This is a genomic window from Defluviitalea raffinosedens (assembly GCF_016908775.1).
GTDB classification, from domain to species: Bacteria; Bacillota; Clostridia; order Lachnospirales; family Defluviitaleaceae; genus Defluviitalea; species Defluviitalea raffinosedens.
In genome coordinates, this window is record NZ_JAFBEP010000029.1 from 1 (window position 1) to 24,738 (window position 24,738).

At 37.2% G+C, this 24,738-nt stretch carries 22 protein-coding genes and 2 pseudogenes; 1 reads left to right on the top strand and 23 read right to left on the bottom strand.

The window, feature by feature from the left end:
• Positions 1–197: 197 nt before the first annotated feature.
• The 8 genes and pseudogenes from JOD07_RS14255 to JOD07_RS14290 all read right to left on the bottom strand — a co-directional run bounded on the left by JOD07_RS14255 (position 198) and on the right by JOD07_RS14290 (position 7,774).
• Positions 198–698, bottom strand: a complete 501-nt coding sequence (locus tag JOD07_RS14255; RefSeq protein WP_158741857.1) for a hypothetical protein — start codon at positions 696–698, stop codon at positions 198–200.
• Between the two features lie 299 nt (positions 699–997).
• Positions 998–1,603, bottom strand: coding sequence for a hypothetical protein (locus JOD07_RS14260; RefSeq protein WP_158741856.1), 606 nt, complete (start codon positions 1,601–1,603; stop codon positions 998–1,000).
• A gap of 966 nt (positions 1,604–2,569) precedes the next feature.
• Complete coding sequence (locus tag JOD07_RS14265) at positions 2,570–2,917, bottom strand: hypothetical protein (RefSeq protein WP_058258295.1); 348 nt, start codon at positions 2,915–2,917, stop codon at positions 2,570–2,572.
• 60 nt (positions 2,918–2,977) lie between these two features.
• On the bottom strand, positions 2,978–3,790 hold the full coding sequence (locus tag JOD07_RS14270) for a hypothetical protein (protein ID WP_158741855.1): 813 nt from the start codon (positions 3,788–3,790) through the stop codon (positions 2,978–2,980).
• A gap of 664 nt (positions 3,791–4,454) precedes the next feature.
• Positions 4,455–4,750: pseudogene (locus tag JOD07_RS15940) on the bottom strand (phage holin family protein).
• Positions 4,751–5,046: 296 nt separating this feature from the next.
• Positions 5,047–5,913 (bottom strand): metallophosphoesterase, encoded by an 867-nt coding sequence (locus tag JOD07_RS14280; protein WP_158741854.1) that lies wholly within the window; start codon positions 5,911–5,913, stop codon positions 5,047–5,049.
• Between the two features lie 34 nt (positions 5,914–5,947).
• The gene (locus tag JOD07_RS14285; protein ID WP_243144659.1) at positions 5,948–6,916 is read right to left on the bottom strand and encodes a recombinase family protein; all 969 of its coding nucleotides are present in this window, start codon (positions 6,914–6,916) and stop codon (positions 5,948–5,950) included.
• Positions 6,917–7,531: 615 nt separating this feature from the next.
• The gene (locus JOD07_RS14290) at positions 7,532–7,774 is read right to left on the bottom strand and encodes a hypothetical protein (protein WP_204614434.1); all 243 of its coding nucleotides are present in this window, start codon (positions 7,772–7,774) and stop codon (positions 7,532–7,534) included.
• Between the two features lie 415 nt (positions 7,775–8,189).
• On the opposite strand from JOD07_RS14290, the gene JOD07_RS14295 reads away from it, so the two are divergent.
• Complete coding sequence (locus JOD07_RS14295) at positions 8,190–8,957, top strand: helix-turn-helix domain-containing protein (RefSeq protein WP_204614436.1); 768 nt, start codon at positions 8,190–8,192, stop codon at positions 8,955–8,957.
• Between the two features lie 275 nt (positions 8,958–9,232).
• Here the strand turns inward: JOD07_RS14295 and JOD07_RS14300 are convergent, their stop codons facing one another.
• The 15 genes and pseudogenes from JOD07_RS14300 to JOD07_RS14370 form a co-directional block, all read right to left on the bottom strand.
• Positions 9,233–10,204, bottom strand: coding sequence for a MerR family transcriptional regulator (locus JOD07_RS14300; protein WP_204614438.1), 972 nt, complete (start codon positions 10,202–10,204; stop codon positions 9,233–9,235).
• A 177-nt stretch (positions 10,205–10,381) separates the two neighbouring features.
• Positions 10,382–10,864: a GNAT family N-acetyltransferase gene (locus tag JOD07_RS14305; protein ID WP_204614440.1), complete on the bottom strand. Its 483-nt coding sequence runs from the start codon at positions 10,862–10,864 to the stop codon at positions 10,382–10,384.
• A gap of 40 nt (positions 10,865–10,904) precedes the next feature.
• Positions 10,905–11,201, bottom strand: a complete 297-nt coding sequence (locus tag JOD07_RS14310) for a hypothetical protein (RefSeq protein ID WP_204614442.1) — start codon at positions 11,199–11,201, stop codon at positions 10,905–10,907.
• An 891-nt stretch (positions 11,202–12,092) separates the two neighbouring features.
• The gene (locus JOD07_RS14315) at positions 12,093–12,425 is read right to left on the bottom strand and encodes a hypothetical protein (protein ID WP_037295457.1); all 333 of its coding nucleotides are present in this window, start codon (positions 12,423–12,425) and stop codon (positions 12,093–12,095) included.
• Between the two features lie 159 nt (positions 12,426–12,584).
• Positions 12,585–14,474 carry a M56 family metallopeptidase gene (locus JOD07_RS14320; RefSeq protein ID WP_204614444.1) on the bottom strand — a complete coding sequence of 630 codons (1,890 nt, stop codon included), beginning with the start codon at positions 14,472–14,474 and terminating at the stop codon, positions 12,585–12,587.
• 2 nt (positions 14,475–14,476) lie between these two features.
• Complete coding sequence (locus JOD07_RS14325) at positions 14,477–14,839, bottom strand: BlaI/MecI/CopY family transcriptional regulator (protein WP_004463974.1); 363 nt, start codon at positions 14,837–14,839, stop codon at positions 14,477–14,479.
• Between the two features lie 180 nt (positions 14,840–15,019).
• Positions 15,020–16,588, bottom strand: coding sequence for a recombinase family protein (locus JOD07_RS14330; RefSeq protein ID WP_204614445.1), 1,569 nt, complete (start codon positions 16,586–16,588; stop codon positions 15,020–15,022).
• Entirely contained in the window at positions 16,551–17,042 is a 492-nt protein-coding gene (locus tag JOD07_RS14335; protein ID WP_023062515.1) for a hypothetical protein, read from the bottom strand. Before JOD07_RS14335 ends, JOD07_RS14330 begins: the two co-directional genes overlap by 38 nt.
• Positions 17,006–18,574, bottom strand: coding sequence for a recombinase family protein (locus JOD07_RS14340; protein ID WP_204614446.1), 1,569 nt, complete (start codon positions 18,572–18,574; stop codon positions 17,006–17,008). The genes JOD07_RS14335 and JOD07_RS14340 overlap by 37 nt, the downstream gene beginning before the upstream one ends.
• A gap of 61 nt (positions 18,575–18,635) precedes the next feature.
• Complete coding sequence (locus JOD07_RS14345) at positions 18,636–18,854, bottom strand: SHOCT domain-containing protein (protein ID WP_204614447.1); 219 nt, start codon at positions 18,852–18,854, stop codon at positions 18,636–18,638.
• 53 nt (positions 18,855–18,907) lie between these two features.
• The gene (locus tag JOD07_RS15725) at positions 18,908–19,912 is read right to left on the bottom strand and encodes an N-acetylmuramoyl-L-alanine amidase (RefSeq protein WP_204614450.1); all 1,005 of its coding nucleotides are present in this window, start codon (positions 19,910–19,912) and stop codon (positions 18,908–18,910) included.
• Positions 19,909–20,328, bottom strand: coding sequence for a phage holin family protein (locus JOD07_RS14355; RefSeq protein WP_149678337.1), 420 nt, complete (start codon positions 20,326–20,328; stop codon positions 19,909–19,911). The genes JOD07_RS15725 and JOD07_RS14355 overlap by 4 nt, the downstream gene beginning before the upstream one ends.
• A gap of 87 nt (positions 20,329–20,415) precedes the next feature.
• Complete coding sequence (locus JOD07_RS14360) at positions 20,416–22,824, bottom strand: glycosyl hydrolase family 18 protein (protein WP_465220798.1); 2,409 nt, start codon at positions 22,822–22,824, stop codon at positions 20,416–20,418.
• A gap of 56 nt (positions 22,825–22,880) precedes the next feature.
• Entirely contained in the window at positions 22,881–23,456 is a 576-nt protein-coding gene (locus JOD07_RS14365) for a hypothetical protein (protein WP_204614452.1), read from the bottom strand.
• A gap of 214 nt (positions 23,457–23,670) precedes the next feature.
• Positions 23,671–24,639: pseudogene (locus JOD07_RS14370) on the bottom strand (phage tail spike protein); the annotation flags it as partial.
• Positions 24,640–24,738 lie beyond the last annotated feature (99 nt).

Below are 24,738 nucleotides of genomic sequence, written 5' to 3' on the forward strand. Positions count from 1 at the left end.
TGTAGAATCAAATTAGGGTGAAGAAAAATTAATATGAAATTCTAAGATATATTAAGCATTAGTGAGTTTTTGTCCAAAATAAGGGGGACAATACGGTATTTCAAATGTGGACAAACAGGCACCAGTGTTCCCCCCTGTTAATACCATATAATTTTGGGGTAGAGAATTAAAAACACAACAAATACAATCGCACATAACTAATAGATTAATTCATACTTCGGTAATTCCGATTCTACTATTCCAGTGCCCATTATGTAACATATTCTAAAACCATATGTTACATCAATAAGATTTGCTTCCTTTTCGTGTATTAACACTTTTTTAATTTTATCATCTCGGATAACACCCCAGTATATCCAATTGTGACCTTTATTATATGCACTAAAATGTAATTCAGCTGGCTCAAGTTCATTTGCTATTACTACTTCCGAGCTTATCTTAAGTATGTTGTAATTAAAAAGAGATTTTTTAATTATTGCACAGGACATATTACCATTTTCATTGACATAAAAAAGTACATACTTGTTATCCCCTATATCCTCTTGATAAAGAAATTCTGTTACATTTTCTGCTTTACTATTACTTTTTCTATTCTTTAAAAAATCATATGGGGATTGGTTAATGTTTTTTATAATTATAAATAAAACGCAAATAAGAACAGCTAGAATAGCAATTCCAAAAATCCTTTTTTTCTTCATACTATATCCTCATTTCTTTGAAATCTTATAATCATGTTATTAATATAAAAATACTTATTATTATCAAATCGGGATTAAACTCATATTCAGAAAAGGAACAAACGCTGCATATAGCTCTATTTTTCAAATTCAATCCACTTATCAGGATTATCCTTCCATCATAGGAAATCTTTTAATTAAATCATACCATAATATTTGAAATCTTAACAACAGTAATGCATATATCTACATAAATATTTAAAAACCGTTTGTGAAGATATCCTCATAAACGGTTTTTAAATTTATAATACTAATTCAAATTATTGTGGTAAACCAGTTAATAAACAAGAAATACTCCATTGTTTATCAGTATTTGAAAGGGAGAATCCCGTACCTACACCACCTGGGGAAGCCGAAATGCTGATTCCTCCGTTTACCTTCTGATAAGTATGTATATATTTCAGCACAACTTCAGCTGTATTTCCATTCCCTGTTAAGGATGCTTTAGAAAGTTCCATATTAATATCGACATTATCTACATAAATCATATATTTGCCTGCAACATCTCTAAACTCTTCAAATTCCCATACTCTCCCTGCATTCGCAATGGCCTCAGAAAGGTAAACTGTTTGTGAACCACCCAAATTCCAGGTTGCAGTACAGCTAGAGCTTGGAGATGTAAATCCTCCGGACCAGGCAACACCAATAAAATCCTCACCAACTGCCGGATTATTTTTTGAGTTGTATAAGAAATCAAAACCTGACCAGGACGCATTTCCTGTTACATTAGCTTTTACGCCATTGCCGACCCTTTGATATGAACCATTAAAAGTAATTGTTAAAGTCCCACGAGTGCTGCCCGCAGATGTCGCACGTACTGATCTTTGATTCTCCAGAGGCTCAAAATTCTTCACACCAATGGCCATTACCTCGTCTTTAGATAAAAGTCTACTGTCCGTAACAATTATTTCATTGCCTACTAATTGATATGTCTCTTCAACAAAAACTGTAGCTGTTACTCCTTGAAGACTTACTTCATTACTTTTTGAATTTATTCCATATCGAGTATTCCCACAAAGTAAATCATTTTTCCTACATTATTAGGATACTTTCCTACAATCGTGTTCTCTGTAAAATTGTGATACCATGGATAATATTATCATTTCTGCTTCACTATCTTTCTTCCATAAATAGTAAGTGACATTCTAATTATCTATCCTGTCTACTCAACCTCTATAAAAAATCTAATCTGTCAACTCAACCCCTATCACTTACATGGTAGTTGATATGTTTCCTCAAAGAATAAAAATAAGGGTTTTCTGACATTAATCTCTCGACCAAGTTCCCGAGAGATTAATTCAATGTCAGGAAACCCTTTATTTATCAGTATTTTTAATAATATTATTTATCCACCCTTGACATCAATACTACGCACTCGACATGTGTTTTGATAGAATAATGATAGTATTTCGCAAAAAAAGAGTTTTACCCCCTTTTACCCTCTCTCTATTTGAAGGTTTGTCTATTTTTTCTCAAATGGAACATACCTTATATGTTTTCATATGAGTATAGAATAATATTACTAACTTCATACTACAAATAAGTCAAGTGTTTTTTTTTAATAATTGTTTTTTTGTTTCCCTAATTACTTACATATTAAGTTGATGACATTGGACATAATAGCCTGCTCTTTATAACTTACAAAGAGGTTATATTCAAAAGTGTTTTGTAATTTCTTCGTATACATCATTTGAAACTTTATAATATCTATTTACCGTCTTAATCATACTAATATATCATATTCGTAATATTTTTTTGTTTCTAATCAGCAATAAGTAATAAATATAATAAGCTAGTTTTTTGTCTAATTACTGACATAAATCTAGTTAGTACTAGACACCAAAATGAATCATATATTTATTCTCTTGTTTTGCTTTTCTGATTAGTTTCAACAACTCCATAAGGCTATAATCTTGTTTAATTCTAGGATCATTAGAAACTATAGTTTCAAATATTGATAATGATTCCGGTGGTATTAATGTAACTCCATGTCGATCTAAAGATACATTAGGGGTATTCAAATCACCAAAATATGTTCTCATTTTGCTTAAATCTTCCCACCAATCATCAATATAAATATCATCATCAATTGTTACACAATTATATTTTTCTGGTTCATATTTGATATATTCCTTATCATTATCTATCTTGTCAATAATTCCAAATTCAATAGGAGTCAATCTATCACCTCCTTTTTAGTTTATTGTATTTATTAACTCTATATTATGAAAATATTAGAATTAATACTTTTTGCCAAAGCTTACTAAATCGCCAGATGGTACATCATTTACACATACTACATGCAGATAATATATTCCATATTCGTATCGATAACAATTTGCTGTTGCTCCAGGGACTGACCTTATTGGTTTTAAATTCTTTTTGATTACATCTTTTCTAACATTATCTGCCATTCTTACATATTGGCAAATATTTGAAGCTGATACTTCCTTACCATGTTTATTAAAATGATAATCTAAACAAGCACTTCTTGAACCCTTGCTTCCTGGTGACCAAAGATTTAATAAGTCTGATGGAATTTCTCGACTTCCAGTGGATACAACGCTAGATGCAAAAACATTTTCTCCATCTTTAGCTGACCATGTTATTTTTATATTTTCTTTACAAGTTAATAAAGGTACTCCTGTAATAGTATGAGTGCTAGTTCCTGGCATAACAATAGCTACATTAAAGTTTTTCTTCATGTTTCCAGTATCAATAGTGCCATATACTAAATCTACTGAATCTAGTCCCCAGTTGGTTATTTTTAGAATAATTGAATTTTCTGTTGCAACCCAATCTAACACCACTTTATTAGGTAGTATGTTTTTGGGGGTTATTAGGTCGCTTTTAGAAGATTGGGTTTTATTAATTTCAATTTCAGTATTATTATTTGCTTTACCCAAAATTTCATCCTCATATCCCTGTACATATCTAACTAACTCTTGTTTTTCTACATTACTCTCTGCATTTGCTACATCAATGGAATTAGCTCCAATTAATATAGTAAATATACTTAATATACTTATTAATTTAAATATGAATTTTTTCATATTGTTTCATCCTCCTTCTATTTTCTTTGTAAAGGTATGACATTTACCCCATCAAATAGTTCTATCAACTACATAAACAAGCTTGTCTACAAATATAATTCTACCCCCCACCGTTACAAATTTGTCAATAATTTCATTGTAAATATTTTCCGCCATAAAGTGACAAAAATTTATTTAATGTTCTAATATATTGCAAAAGAGCCTGTCAAAGTGACCATACATCACTCTAACTGGCTTATCTTAAATCCTCTATTCAATTGCAACCTCAATTTCGGTTCCATCAAGCAAGCTTACAATAATTTTCTCTCTTTCAAATGCCGTCATCTTCTGGGCAATGCTAAAGAATAAATCCATGTTTAATCCATCTATTGGCTTTGCATTTTTTTATATATCTATAAACTGCTTTGACTTATACCTTACTAGAGTATTTTCACTCTTAAGTCCTTCCTTCCACTTTTCCATAAAGTAATCCTTATCTTCAAGGATTACATTAAAAGTATTTATAATAGTGGTTATTTGAAACTGCTCCCTTATCTTTATTACCTGTATTATTGATGACTATATATTTCATTTTTTCTCCCTTTCTACTGGAGTAGTTATATCTAATAAATATTTTATTTATTAACATTTTCATCGTCCTTTCCTAACTGTTCTAAGATATCCTTTAATTTTTTTGGTACAGGTAGTCCAATCTTAGCCGAGTTTTCAATAAACTAATACCTTCATTGGAAATGTAGAAAAAAATAACGGCTGTGCGAACTGCACTACCGTTTTTAATAATATGAGTGTCTATGATATGACCGATTGCTATCATTGTAAAAAGAGTATCTTTTTAAAAATTCCTTTAAATCCTACATCACTTGATAACTTTTTCTGAAGGATTGCACCCATGATTCCAGTTACATAATCAATGATTATAAAGGTTATTAAAGCGTATAAGAATCCATCAACCCCTCCCATAAGCCCACTCCAACTATTGACAAAGAGCGCAAAATTCCCCCAACCCTATAGTCTGAGGGAACATAAAACACACATCCTATTTACTTAAAAACCTTCAAACCTTTTTAAATTAACCTATTTCTTTTCTATCAACACGACTGTCTCCACATGATGTACTTAGGCTATTTCTGATTTTGGAAAAAACCAATCAAGTCTCTGTGTTTATAGGCATTTACATCTATCTTCTTTACTGTAAAAGCTATTTCCAATTAGGCTATTTTTCTTTTATGTCCTGAAAATTTTGCAAACAGAACTGGTTATTGAGAATATAATTGAACAATAATAACTTCTGGTCTGTTATTAATCCTTATCGGTATTATGCTGTTTCCAATACCCCGACTGACAACCATGGTAGTATTTCCTTCATTATACTCACCTGCATCATATTTTGGAAAAAAACCTTGATTAGGTGCAATAACTCCCCCAATAAAAGGAATCCTAAATTGACCTCCATGGGCATGACCACTAAGTACTAAATCAATGTCGTGTGTAACATATACTTCATAGGCTTCTGGTCTGTGCGACAATAAAAGTTTAAAACCTTCTTCCAAACCTATATTATGAAGTTTAGCATCTAAAATACTTTCTTGAACATAAGTAGCCCGATCTGTAAAATCAGGATCATCCAAACCAACTAGTTGAATACTATCTTTGCCATTTGATAATGTAATCATCTCATCATGTAGTACAGTGACATCTGCATCGAGCAACTGTTCCTCCAGTTCATCGTATAAATCTCCAATCCATGCTTCATGATTTCCTGTCACATAATAACAGGGAGCAATTTTTGCAGCTTGTTGGATAAACTTAATTGCAATATCTATATCCGTATTGCTTGAATCTACTAAATCACCAGTAATAACAATTATATTGGGGTTTTCCTTTTTCAAAATATTTATTATTTTAGAATTGCCTTGGCCAAATTCTGAATTGTGCAAATCCGAAATCTGTGCAATCTTATATTCTTTAAATGTAACTGGCAAACGATTCGAAGTTATTTTGTAACGAGTGGTGCCAATTGTAAAGTTGCCATAAACTATTATAGTTCCAAAAACGACCAATAAAGTCAAAATCTTAATGAAATAACTTTTTCGGGTTTTCTTATTATGTTTTACTTTTTTCAATGCAACTCCCCCTCATAAAACCAAATTGATTATTTTACTTCTTAGAGCTATATTTACTACGCTTCCTTTGGTTACCTTCTTTACCTTGTACAACATTACTCCTGTTAACCTTTTCCGACTGTACTGCTTTAAATCTTTCTTTAGAAATAATAGGAGGGTGGTTATTTTCAGATACATAGTGTACCTCATGATCCCCTTTATCTAATAGCCTTACCACACCTATATATTTCTCATTACTTAGCATTACATCAATTGTTCTTTTGCTCCAGGTATATTTCCCTGTCGGTGTTTTGATTCCTCGATTTCCTAATTCTTTCATTATTCCTACAATGCTGCTCCCCTGCAAGTACAAATTAAATATCAATTTAACATTCTTGGCTTCTTCTTCATTTATAATTAATTCGCCATTAGTATCATTCTCGTAACCATAACATTTTCTATTATAAAGCTTTGAGGTTCCTTGGGCTGCTTTTTGTTTGATACCCCATTTTATATTATCACTTCTTGATTCATTTTCTGCCTGGGCTATAGATTCAATTATTGAAATCATTAAATCATTATCTGTATCTGCTGTATCTAGATTTTCTTGTTCAAATATAACTCTAATTCCAAGTAGTCTCAATTGGTGGAGGGCCTCCAATACTTCTACAGTATCTCTGCCAAATCTACTTATGTTTTTTGTAATAATGATTTCAAGGTTCCTAGATTTACAATCTTCTAGCATACGGTTAAATTCTTTTCTAGATGATCCTGTTTTGCTACTAGCAATATCTATATATACATCGACTAGTAACCATCTAGGTACTGAAGCCACCATTCTTGTTAAGGCTGATATTTGAGAAGTTAGGCTATTTAATTGATCCATACTATTTGAACTTACTCGGCTATAAATACCAACACGAGTCTCTCTTTGGGGAGGCCGTGCTGGTATAAATTGTACTTTTGGATTGTAAATCAATTCTATCACCTTCTTCTTAGCTAACTTCACTTTATATTTTACCATGACTACTCACCATTATAGATTGTTTTGCACATGTTAGGTAGCCTATTTTATAGGAATTTTTCATCTATCCTACATACTCGTCCTGTCAAAATCATCTAAGCAAACTACTCAACCTATAAAACTCGTCTTTTCTCGATATGTTCCCTAAACACTTGATATTACAAGCTTCTAGGCTATATAGTCGCTTTAAAATTCTAACCTAAAAGTCAATAAGTCCTGTAAGCCTTATACCATCAAGGCTTTAACTACATTTTAATTATCAACCCTTGACATCAATACCACCGTCTCCACGTGGCTTGAGTTGATGGAATTGATATCTGTGAGCCATTTTTGGAAGCATCTGTTCGTGGGAACATGTCAACTGCGTTGTTACTGTTTTTCAAGAAATCAACGTTTGCGGAAACATATCAATAATATACAATAGAGGTATAAATTAAATAGTTTGTTATTTGATATGATAAAACCGCTGATTCAGTTCTTTTCATCTAAAGGTACTGAAGCAAAAGCGCTCATAGCTCGTTTGAGTACAGGCGTTTCCTTATTCAAGGCTTTTTCTGCAAGGTATTTTGTTCCACCTTCTTGTGTATCAAGGCCTCCGTGAAGGCTTTTTCCTATTCAGCCATTCTCCTGTTGACACGCAATAATACGCTGTATCATTTCTTCCTGAATAATCTGTTCCTGATATAGCGTAGCTTCATCGGCTGTAAGGCTATGTAAAATTTCACTTTTTACACGATGCTTGATAGAGGGGTTTGCATTTTTAAGAAGAAAATCTATCATCTTTTGCTTTTTACTTTTTACTAAAAAACCTCCGACATAAAAAAGTGGTACACGGAAAAACTTTCCATGTGCTTTCAATTATATATTAACAGTTAATATTTTCAACTAAAATGATTCCCGCAATGATTGTTTATAACTAACAGGAATAAATTATACATCCATCCTGTATCCTCAACACTATGAAAAATGTCCGTTATCTACCTTAATTTATTTCTTCACTGCTTAACATTGTAGATATAATGTTATAGACATAAATAGATTCCTTAAAAATTCTGCAATTACATCACATACAGGTTCTATAAACCAGAGGTCGGAGTTTGGCAGGATTCTTAATGCGAATCTTGCTCTGCATTTTACCACAGGACAAATACATATCCAAAGCAAAATTTCGCTGCAGAGGCGAATTTTATTCATATATCCGGTTATTGAAAAACTCTCAAATGTAGTTAATATATAATTATAAAAGCTGTTAAATAAATCATTAGGAGGATTTATGAATAACTATATAAGTGAAAACATTAGGAATTTACGCCGTCAAAAAAATGTCACACAGGAAGAACTCGCTGAATATCTAAATATCTCATTTCAAACTATTAGCAAATGGGAAAGAGGTGAAAATCTACCTGATATCAACATGCTTGTAGCTTTGGCTAATTATTTTAATGTTTCAACGGATGAGCTTCTAGGGATGGATAAACATAAGAGTGATTTTTTTTCATATGACTTTGGAAAGAACATAAATGAGCTAATAAAAGAAGAAAAATACGATGAAGCAGTTAATAAATATCGTGAGGCACAAAAGATATACCCTAATAACATCGGAATCAGTGCAGGGCTAGCAATGGTACTTGCACTACGTAATGAATTATCCGATTGGGATGAAGCAGTAGAGTTGTGCAAAAAGGTTCTTGGTGAATTACAATATGAAAAAGTTAAAACTTCCGTGCGCACAGTTCTTTTTATCATCATGAAAAGTACAATGACCCGCGAGGAAGCACTTATACAGGTTAAACAGCTTACACATATATGGGAATCTCGTGAAATGATAACCTCGGAGATGTATGAAGGAGAGGAACGTGTTAGATACTTAAAAAGTTTAGTTAACCTTATTATATCATTACTATATAACAAAATAGAAAATGGACAATTAAATGATATGGAATTGCTTAAAATGATATATCTTGGACCGCAAAACATAGAGGATAATAAAGAATCAATCTTAAAAAAGCTTGAAATAATTAAAGATTTTATAGTCAGATGAATAACAAACAAAGAGGCCATGGGTTTCTTTGTATTATTGGAAATGTTTTTTTTAATATTGTGTAGCAAGGCCAATTTTTAAGGTAACTGCCAAAAAAGCCACTTGCTTTATTAGATAGTAAAGCAGTAGCTTCTTTTTTAGTATAATATTGTTATATAAAATGAGAATAGCAACTAAAATCTATGTGTTCTTTTATTAAAATGTAATATGGATAATGTGACATTGAATTACGGTTTTCAAATGCCCAATATACTCATTTATTACACCATAGGTTTTTATTTTGGCTTTATTGGTACCAGTAAATCGAGTTGAATAAATTGTGCTGCCTTTTCATCACCTGCAAAATATGAATATGCATTAAGATGCTCTTCTAAACAACCATTCATTCCAAATGGCTCCCGTGCATCATATTCATATTCGCTACTGTTCATAACCCATTGACCAAGAAGTTGCCATTCATGGAAATCGCCCATCTTGATACAATGAGCTGCATACAATCCGCCTTTAAAGTATTTCTTTTGTAGAGGAAATGGGACATCTAGATCATCGGGAATGGTCACCCAAAATTCATATCCATATGTTTCATTGCCAGTTGGTGAAGGATTATTAAATCCAAACATCCTCAAATCAGGTTTGATTTTTTGAAGTTCAATGCTTCTAACAAACTCGTTCAGCGGTTTCCCTGCATTTTCTTCGGGGTTTTCTCCGAAATAGTGGCTTGCCGCAACGGTGCAAGGTGGTAAATGAATAATACGTACATTCTTTAAGGTTGATAAAATTTCATTTGCTTTGTTTAGGTCGTCCATGGAATATTCCTCCTTAAATTTGATTTTTGAAAGACTAAGCGTTTGTATTACACTCATGATATCAGCATCATTAAGCATGTCAAGTCTGATATGCGTATGCATCATCGAATTTAATCGTGTTATAAATGTATTCAAAATATCCCGTATTGTTTGGAGTGCAATTATCTCGTTATTAAGCTCATCAATGCTTTCCTGAAAGATTTCAATAATTTTTGTTTGCTCATCATCATTAAAAATCATAGCAATCTTTTTCAAAGGAATACGCAGTTTCCGCAAAGTGATAATCTGTTGAAGACGTCTTAAAGCAGACTCATCATACACACGATAAGCATAATTCTGCTTTCGAGTGCTGGGCAATAGACCAATTTCATCATAATATCGAAGCATTCTTGTTGTAATATTAAAGGTCTTTGTAACCTCGCTGATCGTCATCAGTTTCATCTGCTCGCCTCCTTTCTGAAATCATTGTAATGGACGACACGACGTCAAAGTCAATAGCCTTTGATAAATATTAAATAACCGGAACTTGAAATAATGCTGTTCACTTCTAATTATTAGCCTTATTCGAAGTTGAATACGATCTATTGAAATTGAAATCATGCTCGTAATAGATATGTTTTATATGTGCTTTTCCATAAAACCTACTGTAAACGGCAAATAATCAAATTTCTTTATAAACAGATGAATAAAACCATTTTTAAGGTACCAATTTTTTAATATTCTGTTTTCTTCAATAATTTCTATTTTGATCTTATTACATCCCATTTCTTTTGCTTTCGTTTCACAATAATCAAGTAGGCGCTTGCCGTACCCTTTATGGCGGTAGCCAGGTAAAACTGCCAAGTTATGCAATTCAGCAACATTATCTTCGTCAATAGATATAGACACATATCCAACAAGTTTCTCTTGCTCATATAAACCAAACATCTGATACCCATCCGTAAACCGCTTTTGTAATGTATCAATTTCCATAAAGCTGGGATGCCTTGGGCAGTTTTGCTCTGATAGATTAAATTCCCTTGCTACTGTTGAAAAACTTTTATTAATTACCTTAACACAGTCCTGTAAGTCAGCTATTTTAATTTGCTTGATTTGTTCCATTTTACACTTCCTTCCCAAATAAATAAAATAAATAGTTGTTTTATTTATATGGTACGGTACAACAATAATCGTCATTCCAAAGTTGAACTTCGATATAGTAATACCTTTCTGCGATTTCTTCCATATATTCATCAATTGTACCTTTAAAGTCACGTATTGATTTAGATAGTATTTCTTTTGTCATAATTGTAATTTTATCATTTCTATTGGGAACCGCCATGCTATCTCCATAAATAAAACTGATAAATTCAGATGGAATGCTTCTCAATGAAATTTTAGCAACAAAACCATAATATATCCCTCCATAGTCAATATGTCGAATAAGGTGTGTATGCAAGATGCCTTTAAGGGTTACATAGTTCTTATGTTCCCGAAAAAGTTTCTAGATGACCCATTATTCAAAATATCCTGTATTTGTTGTTGGACAAAGTACCGCTTAAACACTTAAGCCCTTAAAATCTTTCCCATACAAATTAAGATTCAATAAATTTATAACAAACAATATAGAACTATGTTAATGTAAATATACAACTAATATTGTCTATTTATCAGAATCTTCTTCTGAGTACTAATAATGAACTTCTTACTTTCTTCTTCTAAATTATTACATATTTTTATTATTCTACACTTTTCCTTAAACTCCTTCTATTTGTTTATAAAGTCTATTTTTTCTTTTCTAACAAACTATGATTTTAAAAAAGTGCGTACTTTTTTCGCGATTTTGTATACTTAAAAAATTTTTTCTTATTTTGTGTAGAAACAATTTCATAGTCAGTTCTGAACCCAAAAGCATCATGAAGTGCATCCGTAAAATCAGATCGAGTATAGGTTGGAACATAACCTTAAAAGTATAAAGCGGATGGTTACTATGTTTCTATGAACTAGACATAACATAATCTATGAGTCTATAATCTATATATCGATGTATATATAGTTTTTACTTGAGTATTGAAATTTTGAAAGTGATGAGATAAAATAACTGTAATTAGTGATAGTATTGCTTTGTGAACTTATTTAAGCGGTAATGGAATAGACGAGTTGATATGTTTCCTTATACGAGCCAATTTTAGTGCCCAAATTCCATATAAAAATATCTCGTCGATATGTTCCCGTGTACACGTTTTACCTTTTTAGATCAAGTAGACAAGTTGAATGTAATTCTGAAAGCTCAGTAAAATTAAAACTTACAGCCTTGTAATCAATATTATGCACACCACGTGATTACAAGCTATAGGTTTACTTCTATTTCCAACCCAGACTTAAACTCCACCACTAACCTGTCATAATATACAATCGTTTTTTCAACTAGTTTTCTAACCAGTTTATCATCAAACTCCGTAATATCACCCGTTTGCGTGTTAAGAAAGTCAGTCATTTCAGCAATCCGATCCCGCTTATCTTGGCGGAGAGCGTTTCTCGTGAGGATTTCTTGCCTCAAATCCCGTAACCGGTAAATCTCATTGACAATATTATCATAGCTTTCCTTTGAATTTGCCTTTTGGATCAACTCGGTTTGGAGTTCTTCCAGCCTTTTATCAATATCTGCTGTACTTTCATCCAAGTCCTCGCTTAATACGGTTTCAATATTCTTTTTCAGTATAGCCAGAAAAGAGTTTTTTCCAGTCTGTAATTGTAAAAGTGCGCCAGACTTGCTCTGTTTTAAGGTCGTTTAGCAATTCTGTCATCAGAAGCTCCGCAACCTTTTGTACCGCGGTGTGTCCTAATTCTTCTTTTCGTGTATATATGGCAGGAACCTGGCCGATGGTGCGGATTTCAAGGTTTTCTTATACAGCTCCATAGCCGCCGCGGTAAACTCGTTGCCATATTCCTCAAGCATCTCGGGCGTACCGTAGTCTTGAGTAATCATATCGGTATATGTAACACAGATGCGCTGCCACGATTCTTCCGCGCCGTTTAGTTCGCACAACAGAAGCAAATAGGGCTGGCCTGCGCTGCTCCACTCAGTCAGCCAGCCGTCTTCCATCCGCATACCTCCGGCAAGAGCCACCTTGTTGGCGTTTTCCGGAAGCAGACGGTATTCCAGCAGCCACATTTCGATAACCTTAGTCAGGGATGCAGTGCCGGTATTCATACGGGTCATTGCCGTAATCTTCGCATCGGTTATATTGTAGCCAAGGCTGTTGTAATACTCTATCTGTTTGCGCATATAGTCTACAGCGTAATCCCTGACCGGCTGGGGAACATCGGCCGCCGCATCCCAGCGGATATCAGTCGAATTTATATCCGCGGCTTCACCGTTAAAATCACTTATTTTCTCTAATCTAAACAGCCAGCGAATGTGACGGGTTTCATCGTTGTCATACCCTAAAGCAAATAGCACATCCCCGTCCTTAAGCTGCATCACCAAATAAAATGTCTTAATATCATCATCTTTTTTATCTGCACGATAAATCAATTTCGTTTTATTAATTGCTTCACGAACATTATCAGATGGTGAATGGAATAGTGCCGACAATTCCTGTCTGCTTATTTCACAGGGATACAATCCACCATGCATGATCCAATCTTTATCGGTGATCTCTTTACTGTAAAGTTTATAGTCGGATGAAATGCTGTACTGAGGTACAGTATCCAATGTATAGCTAAAAGAATACATGGGTGCATCGTAGAGAATTTCTTTAACGCGATAGGATGAACCGTTGAATGATGCCGAAGACTTGGGGTTTGCCGCTAGTCCTATTGCAACTGCCGCCACAATAATAATTGAGAAAAATATTATCCAAAACCTTGGCTTCCTGTAGTTTAAAACATTTTTTATTCTCCCTTTTACATTCCCCTCGCCAAAAGCAAGCGGGCTTCCATTTAAAATATGCCTTCCGGTAGCAAGAGATAATAACGTATTAGCATAAGGCTTTTTAATATCTTCATCCATTACTTTCAATACTCTTTCGTCACAGGATAGTTCCATATCTGTACTCATCAACACGAACGCTATCCACACCAGGGGGTTAAACCAATGGATGGACACTATTAAGAATGCTATTATCTTTATGATATGGTCTTTCCGATGGATATGAGTCTGTTCGTGTATCAGGATGTAATTCTGTTCCTCTTTGCTCAATCCAACCGGTAAATATATCTTAGGTCTTACCAATCCAAGCACAAATGGTGTTTGCAAATTATGAACTTGGAAGATGTTTTTCTCTATTAATTGCGCACTTTTAAGCTGTCTTTTTAAGATTAAAATAGATACAAGACTATAAACGAGCAAAGCTATTATGCCAAAAACCCAGATGTATGCCCCTATTTCTACATAAATCTGAAATGGATTTGCACTTGCCCCAGCAGTCGGTGCAGGAAGTGATTGACTTACAAATGGATCAACAGCCTCTATCCTACTGTTAATCTGTGGAGTTTGCTGATAAATAATATCATGGGGGATTGGTACAGCATTCGCATTCCGAGGTATAAGACTAAACATGCTTTCAAAGGAAAATGGAATTATAAGCCGAAATGCAACCACACCCCATAATACATAGGAGATCACTTTTGGGGCTTTTTTGAGTAATAGTCTGACAAGCATCACAAAAAGGATTACATAGCTTGCCGTAAGGCTCATATTTAAAACAGTAAGAAATAATTCACTCATGGCTACACCTCCTTGTGCTCGTCAATCAATCTTTTCAACTCTTCAGCCTGATGTTTGCTTAATTTTTTACCGCTGATAAAAGCTGTTAAAAACTTCGGCAAAGACCCTCCAAAGGTGTCCTCAACAAAACGTATGCTTTGCTTGGCGTAATATTCATCCCTTGTGATTAGAGATGAAACTACGGCATTTTCATTTTGAAAAATGCCCTTTTCACATAACTTCTTTAGAACTGTATATGTCGTAGACTTTTTCCAATTCATTTCTTTTTCACATAGCTTCACGAGATCGCCAGAACCCATCGGTTCGTTCTGCCAAATTAATTCTGCAAATTTTTCTTCACTCTCTGTAAGTTTATATTCCTTCATGATAACACCTCCTTGGTCTATACGATATCGACCTTGTATTGTAAGTCTATACCCTATAGACTAAGATGTCAATGGGTATTTATAAAAAATATTAGTATGTTTTTAATTGTCAAGCACTAAATATAAAAAAACCGCCAACAAAGAGAATATATCTCATGATTGGCGGTCAGCCACCAAATATTATATTTCTATATTAATTTCAATACCCGACTTAAACTCTACCACTATCCTGTCATCATATACAGTTGCTTTTTCAATTAGTTTTCTAACCAGTTTATCATCAAACTCCGTAATATCACCAGTTTGCGTGTTAAGGAAGTCCGTCATCTCAGTGATCCGATCCCGCTTATCTTGGCGGAGGGCGTTTCTCGAAAGGGTTTCTTGCCTTAAATCTCGCAACCTATAAATTTCATTTACAATATTATCGTATTCTTCCTTTGAATTTGCTTTTTGGATCAACTCGGTTTGGAGTTCTTCCAGCCTTTTATCAATATATGCTGTACTTTCATCCAAATCCTCGCTTAATACGGTTTCAATATTCTTCTTCAGTATGGCCAGAAAAGAGTTTTTTCCGCTGACCGCTACATTGATAGCTTCTACAATCTTCTCTTTAAGAGTATCTTCAAGTATAGTGGAAGCGGTACAAAACAAACCGGTGTTTTCCAATCTGCTGACGCATCTCCATACGATTGATTTCTTTCCTCGGTTATTCCAATGAACCCTTCGAAATATTTCATGACAGTTGCCGCAAAAGACCATCTGTGATAAAGGATGATTATTGCTATAGTTTCTCTTCTTTCCGTTCTTACTTATATGCACACATCTTCTTTTGACAAGCTGTTCCTGAACCTGCATAAAGATTTCACGCGGGATTATGGGCTCATGGCTGTTTTCTACATAGTATTGAGGAACTATACCGTTATTGGGTACCCTTTTCTTTGATAAAAAATCTACTGTATAGGTTTTCTGTAACAGCGCATCACCGATATATTTTTCATTCCTCAAAATCTTATTGATAGTACTAGTATGCCATCTGTTATTGCCTGCACCAGTCAGTATTCCGTCAGCTTCTAAACCTCTTGCTATCTGCAGCATACTGGAACCTTCAAGGTATTCTCGGTAAATACGCTTAACAATTTCAGCTTCTTCTGGCACGATAACTAAATTGCCGTCTTTATCCTTTGTATATCCAAGAAAACGGTTGTGATTGATATGGATTTTTCCTTGCTGATATCGGTACTGAATACCCAGTTTTACATTCTGACTTAACGATTGGCTTTCTTGCTGCGCTAAAGATGCCATAATGGTCAACAGGATTTCCCCTTTGGAATCCAGCGTGTTTATATTTTCCTTTTCAAAGTAAACCGGAATATTTTTTTCTTTAAGCTGCCTTATGTACTTTAGGCAGTCCAGCGTATTTCTTGCAAACCGGCTGATAGATTTCGTAATTATCATATCGATTTTACCCTGCATGCATTCTTCTATCATCCGGTTAAATTCTTCACGCTTTTTTGTGTTAGTTCCGGTAATACCTTCATCTGCAAATATACCGGCTAACTCCCATTCTGAATTGCTTTTGATGTAGTTTGTGTAGTGCTCAATCTGTGCTTCATAACTGGTTGCCTGCTCCTCGCTGTCCGTAGATACGCGGCAATAGGCTGCTACCCGAAGCTTAGGCAATTCCTCGGCCTTTGCACTATTCCCAATTCGCTTACGAGCAGGAATTACTGTAACATTCCTGGTTGTCATCTAAAATCACCTCGCTCTTAATAAGACTATAAGCATACTCTGCCTGCTTAAATGGATCCTCGTATAGATTATCTGGCATTGAAGCATGAAACCTAAAATTCATGCATTTCTTTTCATTTCCTTTATGTTCATAAATCCTGCCAAGCGCCTCAGCTCGCCTGCGTCTTTCCAGTTGTGCTTTTTCGAATGTGTCTCTGCTGATAATGGGCGGATAGAATTTATCCTCAACATACCGTTTATCTGCCAGCATTCTTGCAATAGATGTGTGGTAGCGCTTAATACCCGCTTTTTGGGCTGCTTCGGTTAAAGAAAGCCCAGAAAGATAAGCCTCAAATAGTTTCTCAATCTTAACTGTTTCCTCTTCATTAACGACAGCCCTGCCGTTTTGAATGGTATATCCAAAAGGTATATGGCTCATCATTTCACCAACCTTTCCCTTAAGTTCAATCCGCATTTCATTTTGAAACCTATTTCCTCCTGTGAAAACACAATGATTTCACGGGTAAAATTCTCAAATATTTCGCTATCAAATGCATCAATCTGCTTTTCAGCTTTCGTTGCAAATTTAAGAAGCTTCTCAACCTCAACGAGGATAGTCTGACTCCCATCGATTGCGCGTTTTATGGCTTCTTTTTGTTCTTTTAATATGGCTGCTTCTTTGAGCAGCTCATTTTTCTGTGTATTAAAAAGAGCGGGTTCCAGGTATCCTTTGGCCATAAGACCCATAATCACCTGAACTCGCTCTGTATTTTCTTTGATTTTTGTTTCCATCTCCTGAATCTTTGTTATGTTATCTGAGTAATTTGATTTCTTCAAGCTTTGTAGCAATGGTCTTAGAATGAATTTATGACCGAAAATAAGCTTATTGATCATTACAACGAAGGCCTGATGGATTGCATCCTCTCTGACAAACTTCATGGAACAGCTTGATGCGTCCTTTATATGCTTTGTGCAGCACCATGCAATATATTTACGGTTACCGCTGCCATGAATTCGACGCTTAAAACTGCTGCCACATTCTGCGCATTTGATTTTCCCAGAGAAAGGGTAGCGTTTTTGATACTTACTGCTTCCCTTAATTACACCTTTTTCTTTTCCTCTTTGCTTTAATATCTCTTGGGCGGCTTCAAATTCCTCATGGGATATAATGGCTTCATGATGATCTTTTATCATGTATTGATCTTTTTCCCCATGATTATAATGCCGCTTAAAATTCTCATCTGTATAGGTTTTTTGCAGAAGAACATCCCCAGTATATTTTTCATTGCTTAAAATGCCGCGGATAGTTGTCGCTGTCCAGTGTGAACCTCTCTTTGTTGGGATTTTATCCGAATTTAGCCCATCTGCAATTTTCTGTGTACCTTTACCTGCCAAAGCTTCAGAAAAAATCCGCTTTATGATTTCAGCCTGTTCTTTATTGATAAATAGCTTTCCATCCACATAATCGTAACCATAGGGAGGGTACGAAATTTTGTATGTTCCGTTTTGGAACCTACGCCTGATAGACCACTTACTATTTTCTGCAATGGATAATGACTCGTTTTCTGCAAGGCTGCTCAAAATTGTCAGCACCAATTCGCCTTCCATGCGCTGCGTGTTTATATTCTCTTTCTCGAAATAGATGAAAACACCGAGATCCGTAAGTTTTCGCACCATTTCAATGCAGTCGGTTGTGTTTCTGGCAAATCTGCTGACTGACTTGGTTATAATAAAGTCAATTTTCTTGTTTTCGCAATCTGCAAGCAGTCTCAAAAGTCCAGTTCGGTTTTCCTTTTTTGTGCCTGATATGCCTTCATCATAGTAGATCCCTGCAAACTCCCAATCAGGATTTGCTTTTATATAGGATTCATAATGGTCTTTTTGTGCTTCCAGGCTTGCCATTTGTTCATCACTGTCTGTTGAAACCCTGCAATAAGCCGCTACCCTCACCTTTGGCTTGAAAGCTTGGAGAGCATTGTTTCCATCAATCCTTGTTACCTTTCTCACTGTTTTCACCTCCTTTTGGTATGTGACATGTTACCTCTGTGTGCCGCTAATAGCAAGCCAATTAGGCCATAAGCTGTGCGTACATCGGCGTGAAAGTTTTGCGGTTCAACTTGTCGATTTTGTTGAATTCTTCTTCTGAAATCAGTCCCGCCTTAAGCATCCTCTGCAGAATTTTGTACGCCCGCCAGTAATCAACCTCTCTTTGAATTTCCTCCTGTGTTATCTTTGTATTGTTCGTTTCCTGCGGGTTATATGGTAAATGATTAGCCGCCTCTATCATTCAAGCACCTCCTATAAAAACTTAGGACAGCCGCGATTGGCTGTCCTTTATCGTTATTCCGGCAATTTGAGAACTTGTCCGGGGTAAATAGTATCTGAAGTCAGGCCATTGAGTTTCTTAATCTCCGGATATCTTGTTCCTCTACCGAGTTCTTTTTCTGCTATTCTCCATAAGGTGTCGCCTTTTTGCACTGTATAGGTTCTATTGTTCTTGCTATCAGGAATATTGTTTACAATTACAAGGTTTTCTTTTGCTACCCAAGTGTTTATGCCTGCAATCTCTTGACCGCCGGATTTCTTAACCTTTTTGCCAAGCAAAACACATTCTTTGCCGCCTTTTATGACCGGCTTGCCTTTGTATAAAGTCTGTGTGACCCTGTGGTAATAGTCATTTTTGACCCACGTTGGAACTTCCACACTGCCGGGGTAGTAATTCTTTACACTGACCTTAAACTCCACCATATCTCCAATTCCAATATCAGTATTGATATCTGTACTGTTCTCCAGCGCTTTTTTTACTGCTTTACGGAAAGTGTCCATATTCTCCCCATGCTTGGGAAACCAGTGCATCACATCAGCATGGTTGCTGGCAATACCGAGCTTATATCCTTCGGAGTGGCAGATGATGTCATTCTCATTAAGACCGTACTTCTTGCAGAGCATAACGCAGAGTTCAACAGCATTCTGCCACGCTTTACGGAAATAATCTTCCTGCTTTGCTGCATCATAACCCACCATTACCGACCCGGATTTATACGAAAACCCAGCAGGCTCACAGATTTCAAAGCCAATATGGGTATTGTTGGCTGCTCCTCCCGCATGCCACCCGCGATGATCCCAAGGCAGGTATTGCCAAACCTCTTTATCGTCTACAAAAGCATGTACACATACCTGCCTATTTATTTCGCCGGCCTTGTAAGATTTGTTCCAACGGGAAAACCACTCAGCCGCCATTACACCCGGCACAGCTGTCGAATGTACCATGATTCCTTTAGGCGTGATTTTGCGGCCTGCTGTATAGCAATCGTTTCGCGTCATGTATTTAGTAAAAAGCTTCATTTCTTTTCATCCTCCTCATTTGAGCGGCCATGCAGTTGTTCCAATGCGTTCTTCAGCTTTTCAGGAATGGGCAGTCCTATATGTGCTGCATTCTCAAGAATTGAAACTCCTTCATTACTTAGGTAAAAGAAAATCACTGCTGTCCGAATTGCCCCGCCATTGCCGAGCACCTGGCTGTCGATTATGTGTCCCACACCTACAAGTACAAAAATAAGTACCTTCTTAAAGATGCCCTTGGCCCCGACTTCACTCGAAAGCTTTCTGTCTACAACGGCACACATCACTCCGGTCACATAGTCAATGGCTACAAAAGCGATGAGTGCATATAAAAATCCATCCAGCCCTCCAAGAAACCAGCCAAGAAATCCGCCAATAGCAGTAAAAACCGCCTGTATCCAGTTCCATACTGTTTTCATTGTCTTAACCCTCCGTTCAACTTGAGTTTTGCATATAAAAAAGCGCCCTGCCTTATAGCAAAGCGCTGAATAAATAAAACTATTAACCTATATTTGTTTCGGGAGTGCCTCCCACAGCCTCATATCCTCCTGTCCAAGCGACCAGATAGCTATACCTCGCAGTTTCCATCGATAAGCCGCTTCGTTTGCCCAGTAAACAAGGCTGTCCACATCCTGATAATACAGAATAGAAAAACCATCTGCATCTCCGAGGAAGAGACGGGATATCCAGATATTGATGTCTTTCGGTATAATCTTTACTTCATAGTCATTACCGCAAGAAAGAGCCAAAAGTTGTGAGTGGAAGAAGTCATAGTCCATCGAAATGTCCTCACTGCGAGTTATCGATTCCTCCACATCGCTATTTACTGAAAACACCTGAAATTCATCATCCCACGTGACACCAGTGCGAGCAAGCCTGCCAAAGCTGGTTATAGTTCCATCCGGGAGTTCCACATCAAAACGCTCGTATGGTTCATATACCCATGCATCGCCCAGTCTCAGTAGCTCGCATACCGTCCGGTTGTCCGAGCAGTACCCTGCATAACCACTACCACCGTTTACATTCACTGTGAAACGCAGGGTTGAAGCTGCACCTGAATATACTCTTACCTTATTGCCGCGTTTTCGCATCTCTATAGTATACATATTCGGATTAGCACGAAGATCGGCATCTGCAGTTTTTGAGAAACTGGTGGAATAGCTACCAAGCAAGGAATTACCTTGATAAAGCTCGACTCTTTGCGTGTCATAATTTAAGCAGCAGAAAATATCCCCAAGGAACACCCCAGCCCGTCCACTGCTATTTTGAGGGAAAGCCAGCCTTGCCCGGATATGAATATCGGAAAACCCGTCGTATTTCCATGCAAGTTTGCCATATCCCTCGAGCTGGGAATATGGGCGACTTTCTGTGCTTTCTGGGTCTTGCCAAACATCCCATTCGCCGTCCAACACAGTCCAGTAATTTTCAGGCAGGATGTTCCTGTCCCGAAAATCCTCATACCAAATAAGCGCCGAGTCGGGTTTTCTTCGCAACATTTCAAATGTCAGTTTAAAACCTCGATCCGGCTCAACCATCACACCATTTACATCCTTGAACCGACGAGGAGAGAGCATAAAGCTGGCTTCACCGGCAAAGGGATACTCCGAAAATCCACTGCAAACCCTAAAACCGTAAAACTGGACTCCCGGCACACCACCGCTTATGCTGACAGCATGCGTTCCCTCTTGGAGAAATACACCTTTTGCAAGTGTCAACCAGCAAACTCTTCTCCAGTATGGCCACCATAAACGGTTCTCGCTGAAAGTCTTTGATTCACCATCAAGGGAAACGATAATCGCATTTTTGTCCCAGTAAGGAAAGCAAAGCTGTACTGCAATATCGTAATATCCCGCTTCTGTTATCTCAAAACGGTACTCTGCTGACGCCTGGTCATCTCCAAGTGAGGCCATCTCATCAGTAATAATGACATTTCCTTCGTATTTATCCGGAACTCCGTTCCTGTCAATATAAATGGTTCCGAACTCCGCTTTCTGCTCCTTGCCATAGCTTGTCAAATATCTTCGCCTGTTATAAACCCCTTTTAGCAGCGGATATTCCCAGGATACAGCATCCCATCCTTCCATATAATCATATACATGAGGAAGAGCCCAAGGTACTTTGTTATAGTCATCCCAGTAAGCCACAATTGGAATAAACGGCTGGGGCGGTGCATCGCCTGTGAAATTGTAAACCCCAGTCATCCAGTATTTTGCCGCATAGTAGGTATTAGACACTCCTCGATAGGTTATTCCAAGGTTTTCAGGTGTATCATGAATCCTCCAGTTCCAGCCATAAGCAGGCAACCCCATGAATATCTTATCGGGTGACATAACGGAAATAGCATAATCATATATGCCCTCAAGCCAGTCACGGGGAGATACCGGACCGGGAGCAGAGCCCGCCCATGCCATGCCATAGCTCATGATGGCGGCGGTATCGCAATAGTTGTTAAGATCGGCATAAACACACCAGTTTTCACCGCCCACCGAGCCTTGAACGCCGGTCATACCCGGCAGGCAGATGTTGACAAGCTTTGTTGCATCATAAGACTTAACTGTATTGTATATATCCCTAAATAAAGCATTCGCCGCATCCTTGTTTTCATAACCTCCACCGCGCTCAAGGTCAATATCTACCCCAGCGCACCATGGATACTTGTTCATTATTCGGATGATTTCAGTGAGAAACTTATCCTTTGCACCGTTTTCGTTGTTGCGAAGTGCAGTAAAAATATTGGCTATTCCATGATTCATAATAGTGAGCAGCCACTTAATGTGCGGCCATTTCTGAATATACGGAAGCATGCTGCTGATGCTGGTACCGGTTTCAGTGATTGTACCTGTTGCGTCAACCTCAAAAGTAAAAATGCCTACCGTATCAAAGCGGTCGCCGTAGTCTCTAAGTGCTTCATACATTCGGGCATTACCCATAAAACTCCACACCATGCAACGTTTGCCTTTTAAGAAATCCCTCACAACCGGTCACCGCCTTCCTGCATCTCCTGAAATTCAAAGAGCACCCGCGCCGATTTTCTCTCTTCCAGTTTCACTGTATGTTTGCTGTCCCATGCCGCAGAATATTGATAAAACCCATCCTTAGGAGTCTGACTTTCGTTTTTTAGGCATTGCCGGGTGGAAGCCTTGAGTGTCAGCTCATCGCCTGCGTTAACCGAGTCAAGAAACCTTACCTTATGCGCGCCCATATCTTGGGATATTTCAATACTTCCTGCGGCCATATCCTGTATAGGATAGATATAGCAGTCAAGACCAGCAGAAGTTTTACCCAGGTTGAATAAAATTACAGTCTCCGCTGTTCGCACCACACCGTTATAATGCCGGGGCGGAACTGGCTGCCCGTTTTCCTGCATTTTCGTTAGCATTTTGCTCGTGTGGACGGTATAGCCTGTCAACTGTTCTCCATCCTGAAGCTGCATGTCGGTGAAATAGATTATTCCGGTACAGTCGGAAATCTTGAGAATCACAGTAACGCCCACCACATGTTTATTGCTTTTTAGTTGTATGGTTTCTGTAAATCTTGAAAACTGCATCCATTTCACCTACCCGTCTAATGTCCACTGAATTTCGCATACATGCCCGATCCATCCAGTGGAAACCGAACCGCCCTGAAGCAATAAGTCTGTAAAGTACACTGTGCCGGTGCAGTCAGTGACGCACAGCCTGATGGTGATAGATTTGACTCTGCTGATACTTTTGGGAGAAATACTGTGTGCAATCTGATTGAAATATGCCATATCATCACCCTCAAATCAGGTCTATAAATCTTGTTTCTGTTGTACCGTCCTCGTATTCAATGACTATCTCAACACCAACTTGGCCGTTTTCGCCCTTTTCAAGGTTTTCGGAAGCAATCTGCGCTGAAAATGTATAACTTTTACGTGTTGCTGGGTATACCGTCTGTGACAGACTCTTTGTCATACCAGGTACACCAACAGCCTTGAAGGAAGCAGTTCCCGAAACACCATTCTCAGTATCCACTTCAAAGCCGGAATTGACCCAGTAGGCAAAACCATCATCCGCTCTGGAATTGCGCAGATGGTTGAATGGTACCATATCTTTAATTTCCTGACGGTTTATCAACTCTGCTGAGGACAGCGAATCCGCTGCCTTGTCCCACTGTGCTGAAGAATCGCCGAGTTCCCGCAGTTTAGTTGAAAGCTCAATCACTGTTTTCCATGGCTCCTGCAAGTTATACTGCCTTCTCACAACACGAGTCTTTACCAAAAGGCCTAGTTCTTTATCGTCCACTGTAACAATATCACCCAGTTTCCATGCTTCGTGCTCATAACCGGTCAGCGCAGATAAATCCATTGCAGACAGTACATAAGAAACGCGAGGCTTCGAATATTCTGCAAGCCGCATTTTTGCATATTCCAACATCTGATACGGATTTGTAAACGACGAACAATCAAGCGTCGACACCCTCACTTCACTGGAAAAAGTGTAATCTTCCACGTATGCCTTACCTCCGTTAATCGAAGCGAAGGTCAATCCGTCCTTTCCATAAGCATAGAGCCTTGTCACTAATTCGCGTGTATCGACTACCCGCTGAATACTTTTCAAATTCTTTCTATATGAAAAAAGCGCTCCGCTATCAGTACCACTAAAAGTCAAAAGGTGTACCTGGCGGTTGGCGCTGTCAAACACCAGATCGCCGCCATAAATATTCTGTACGGCGCGAAGGATGGATAAGGCATTTTTTTCTGTACACTGCCATGTGGATTTATGTCAATATAGTAGACACAAAAACTCAAATTTTTATGCAGTTTTTCTTAAAGCATCTTCAAGCTGTTGAGGAGTCATATAACCGAT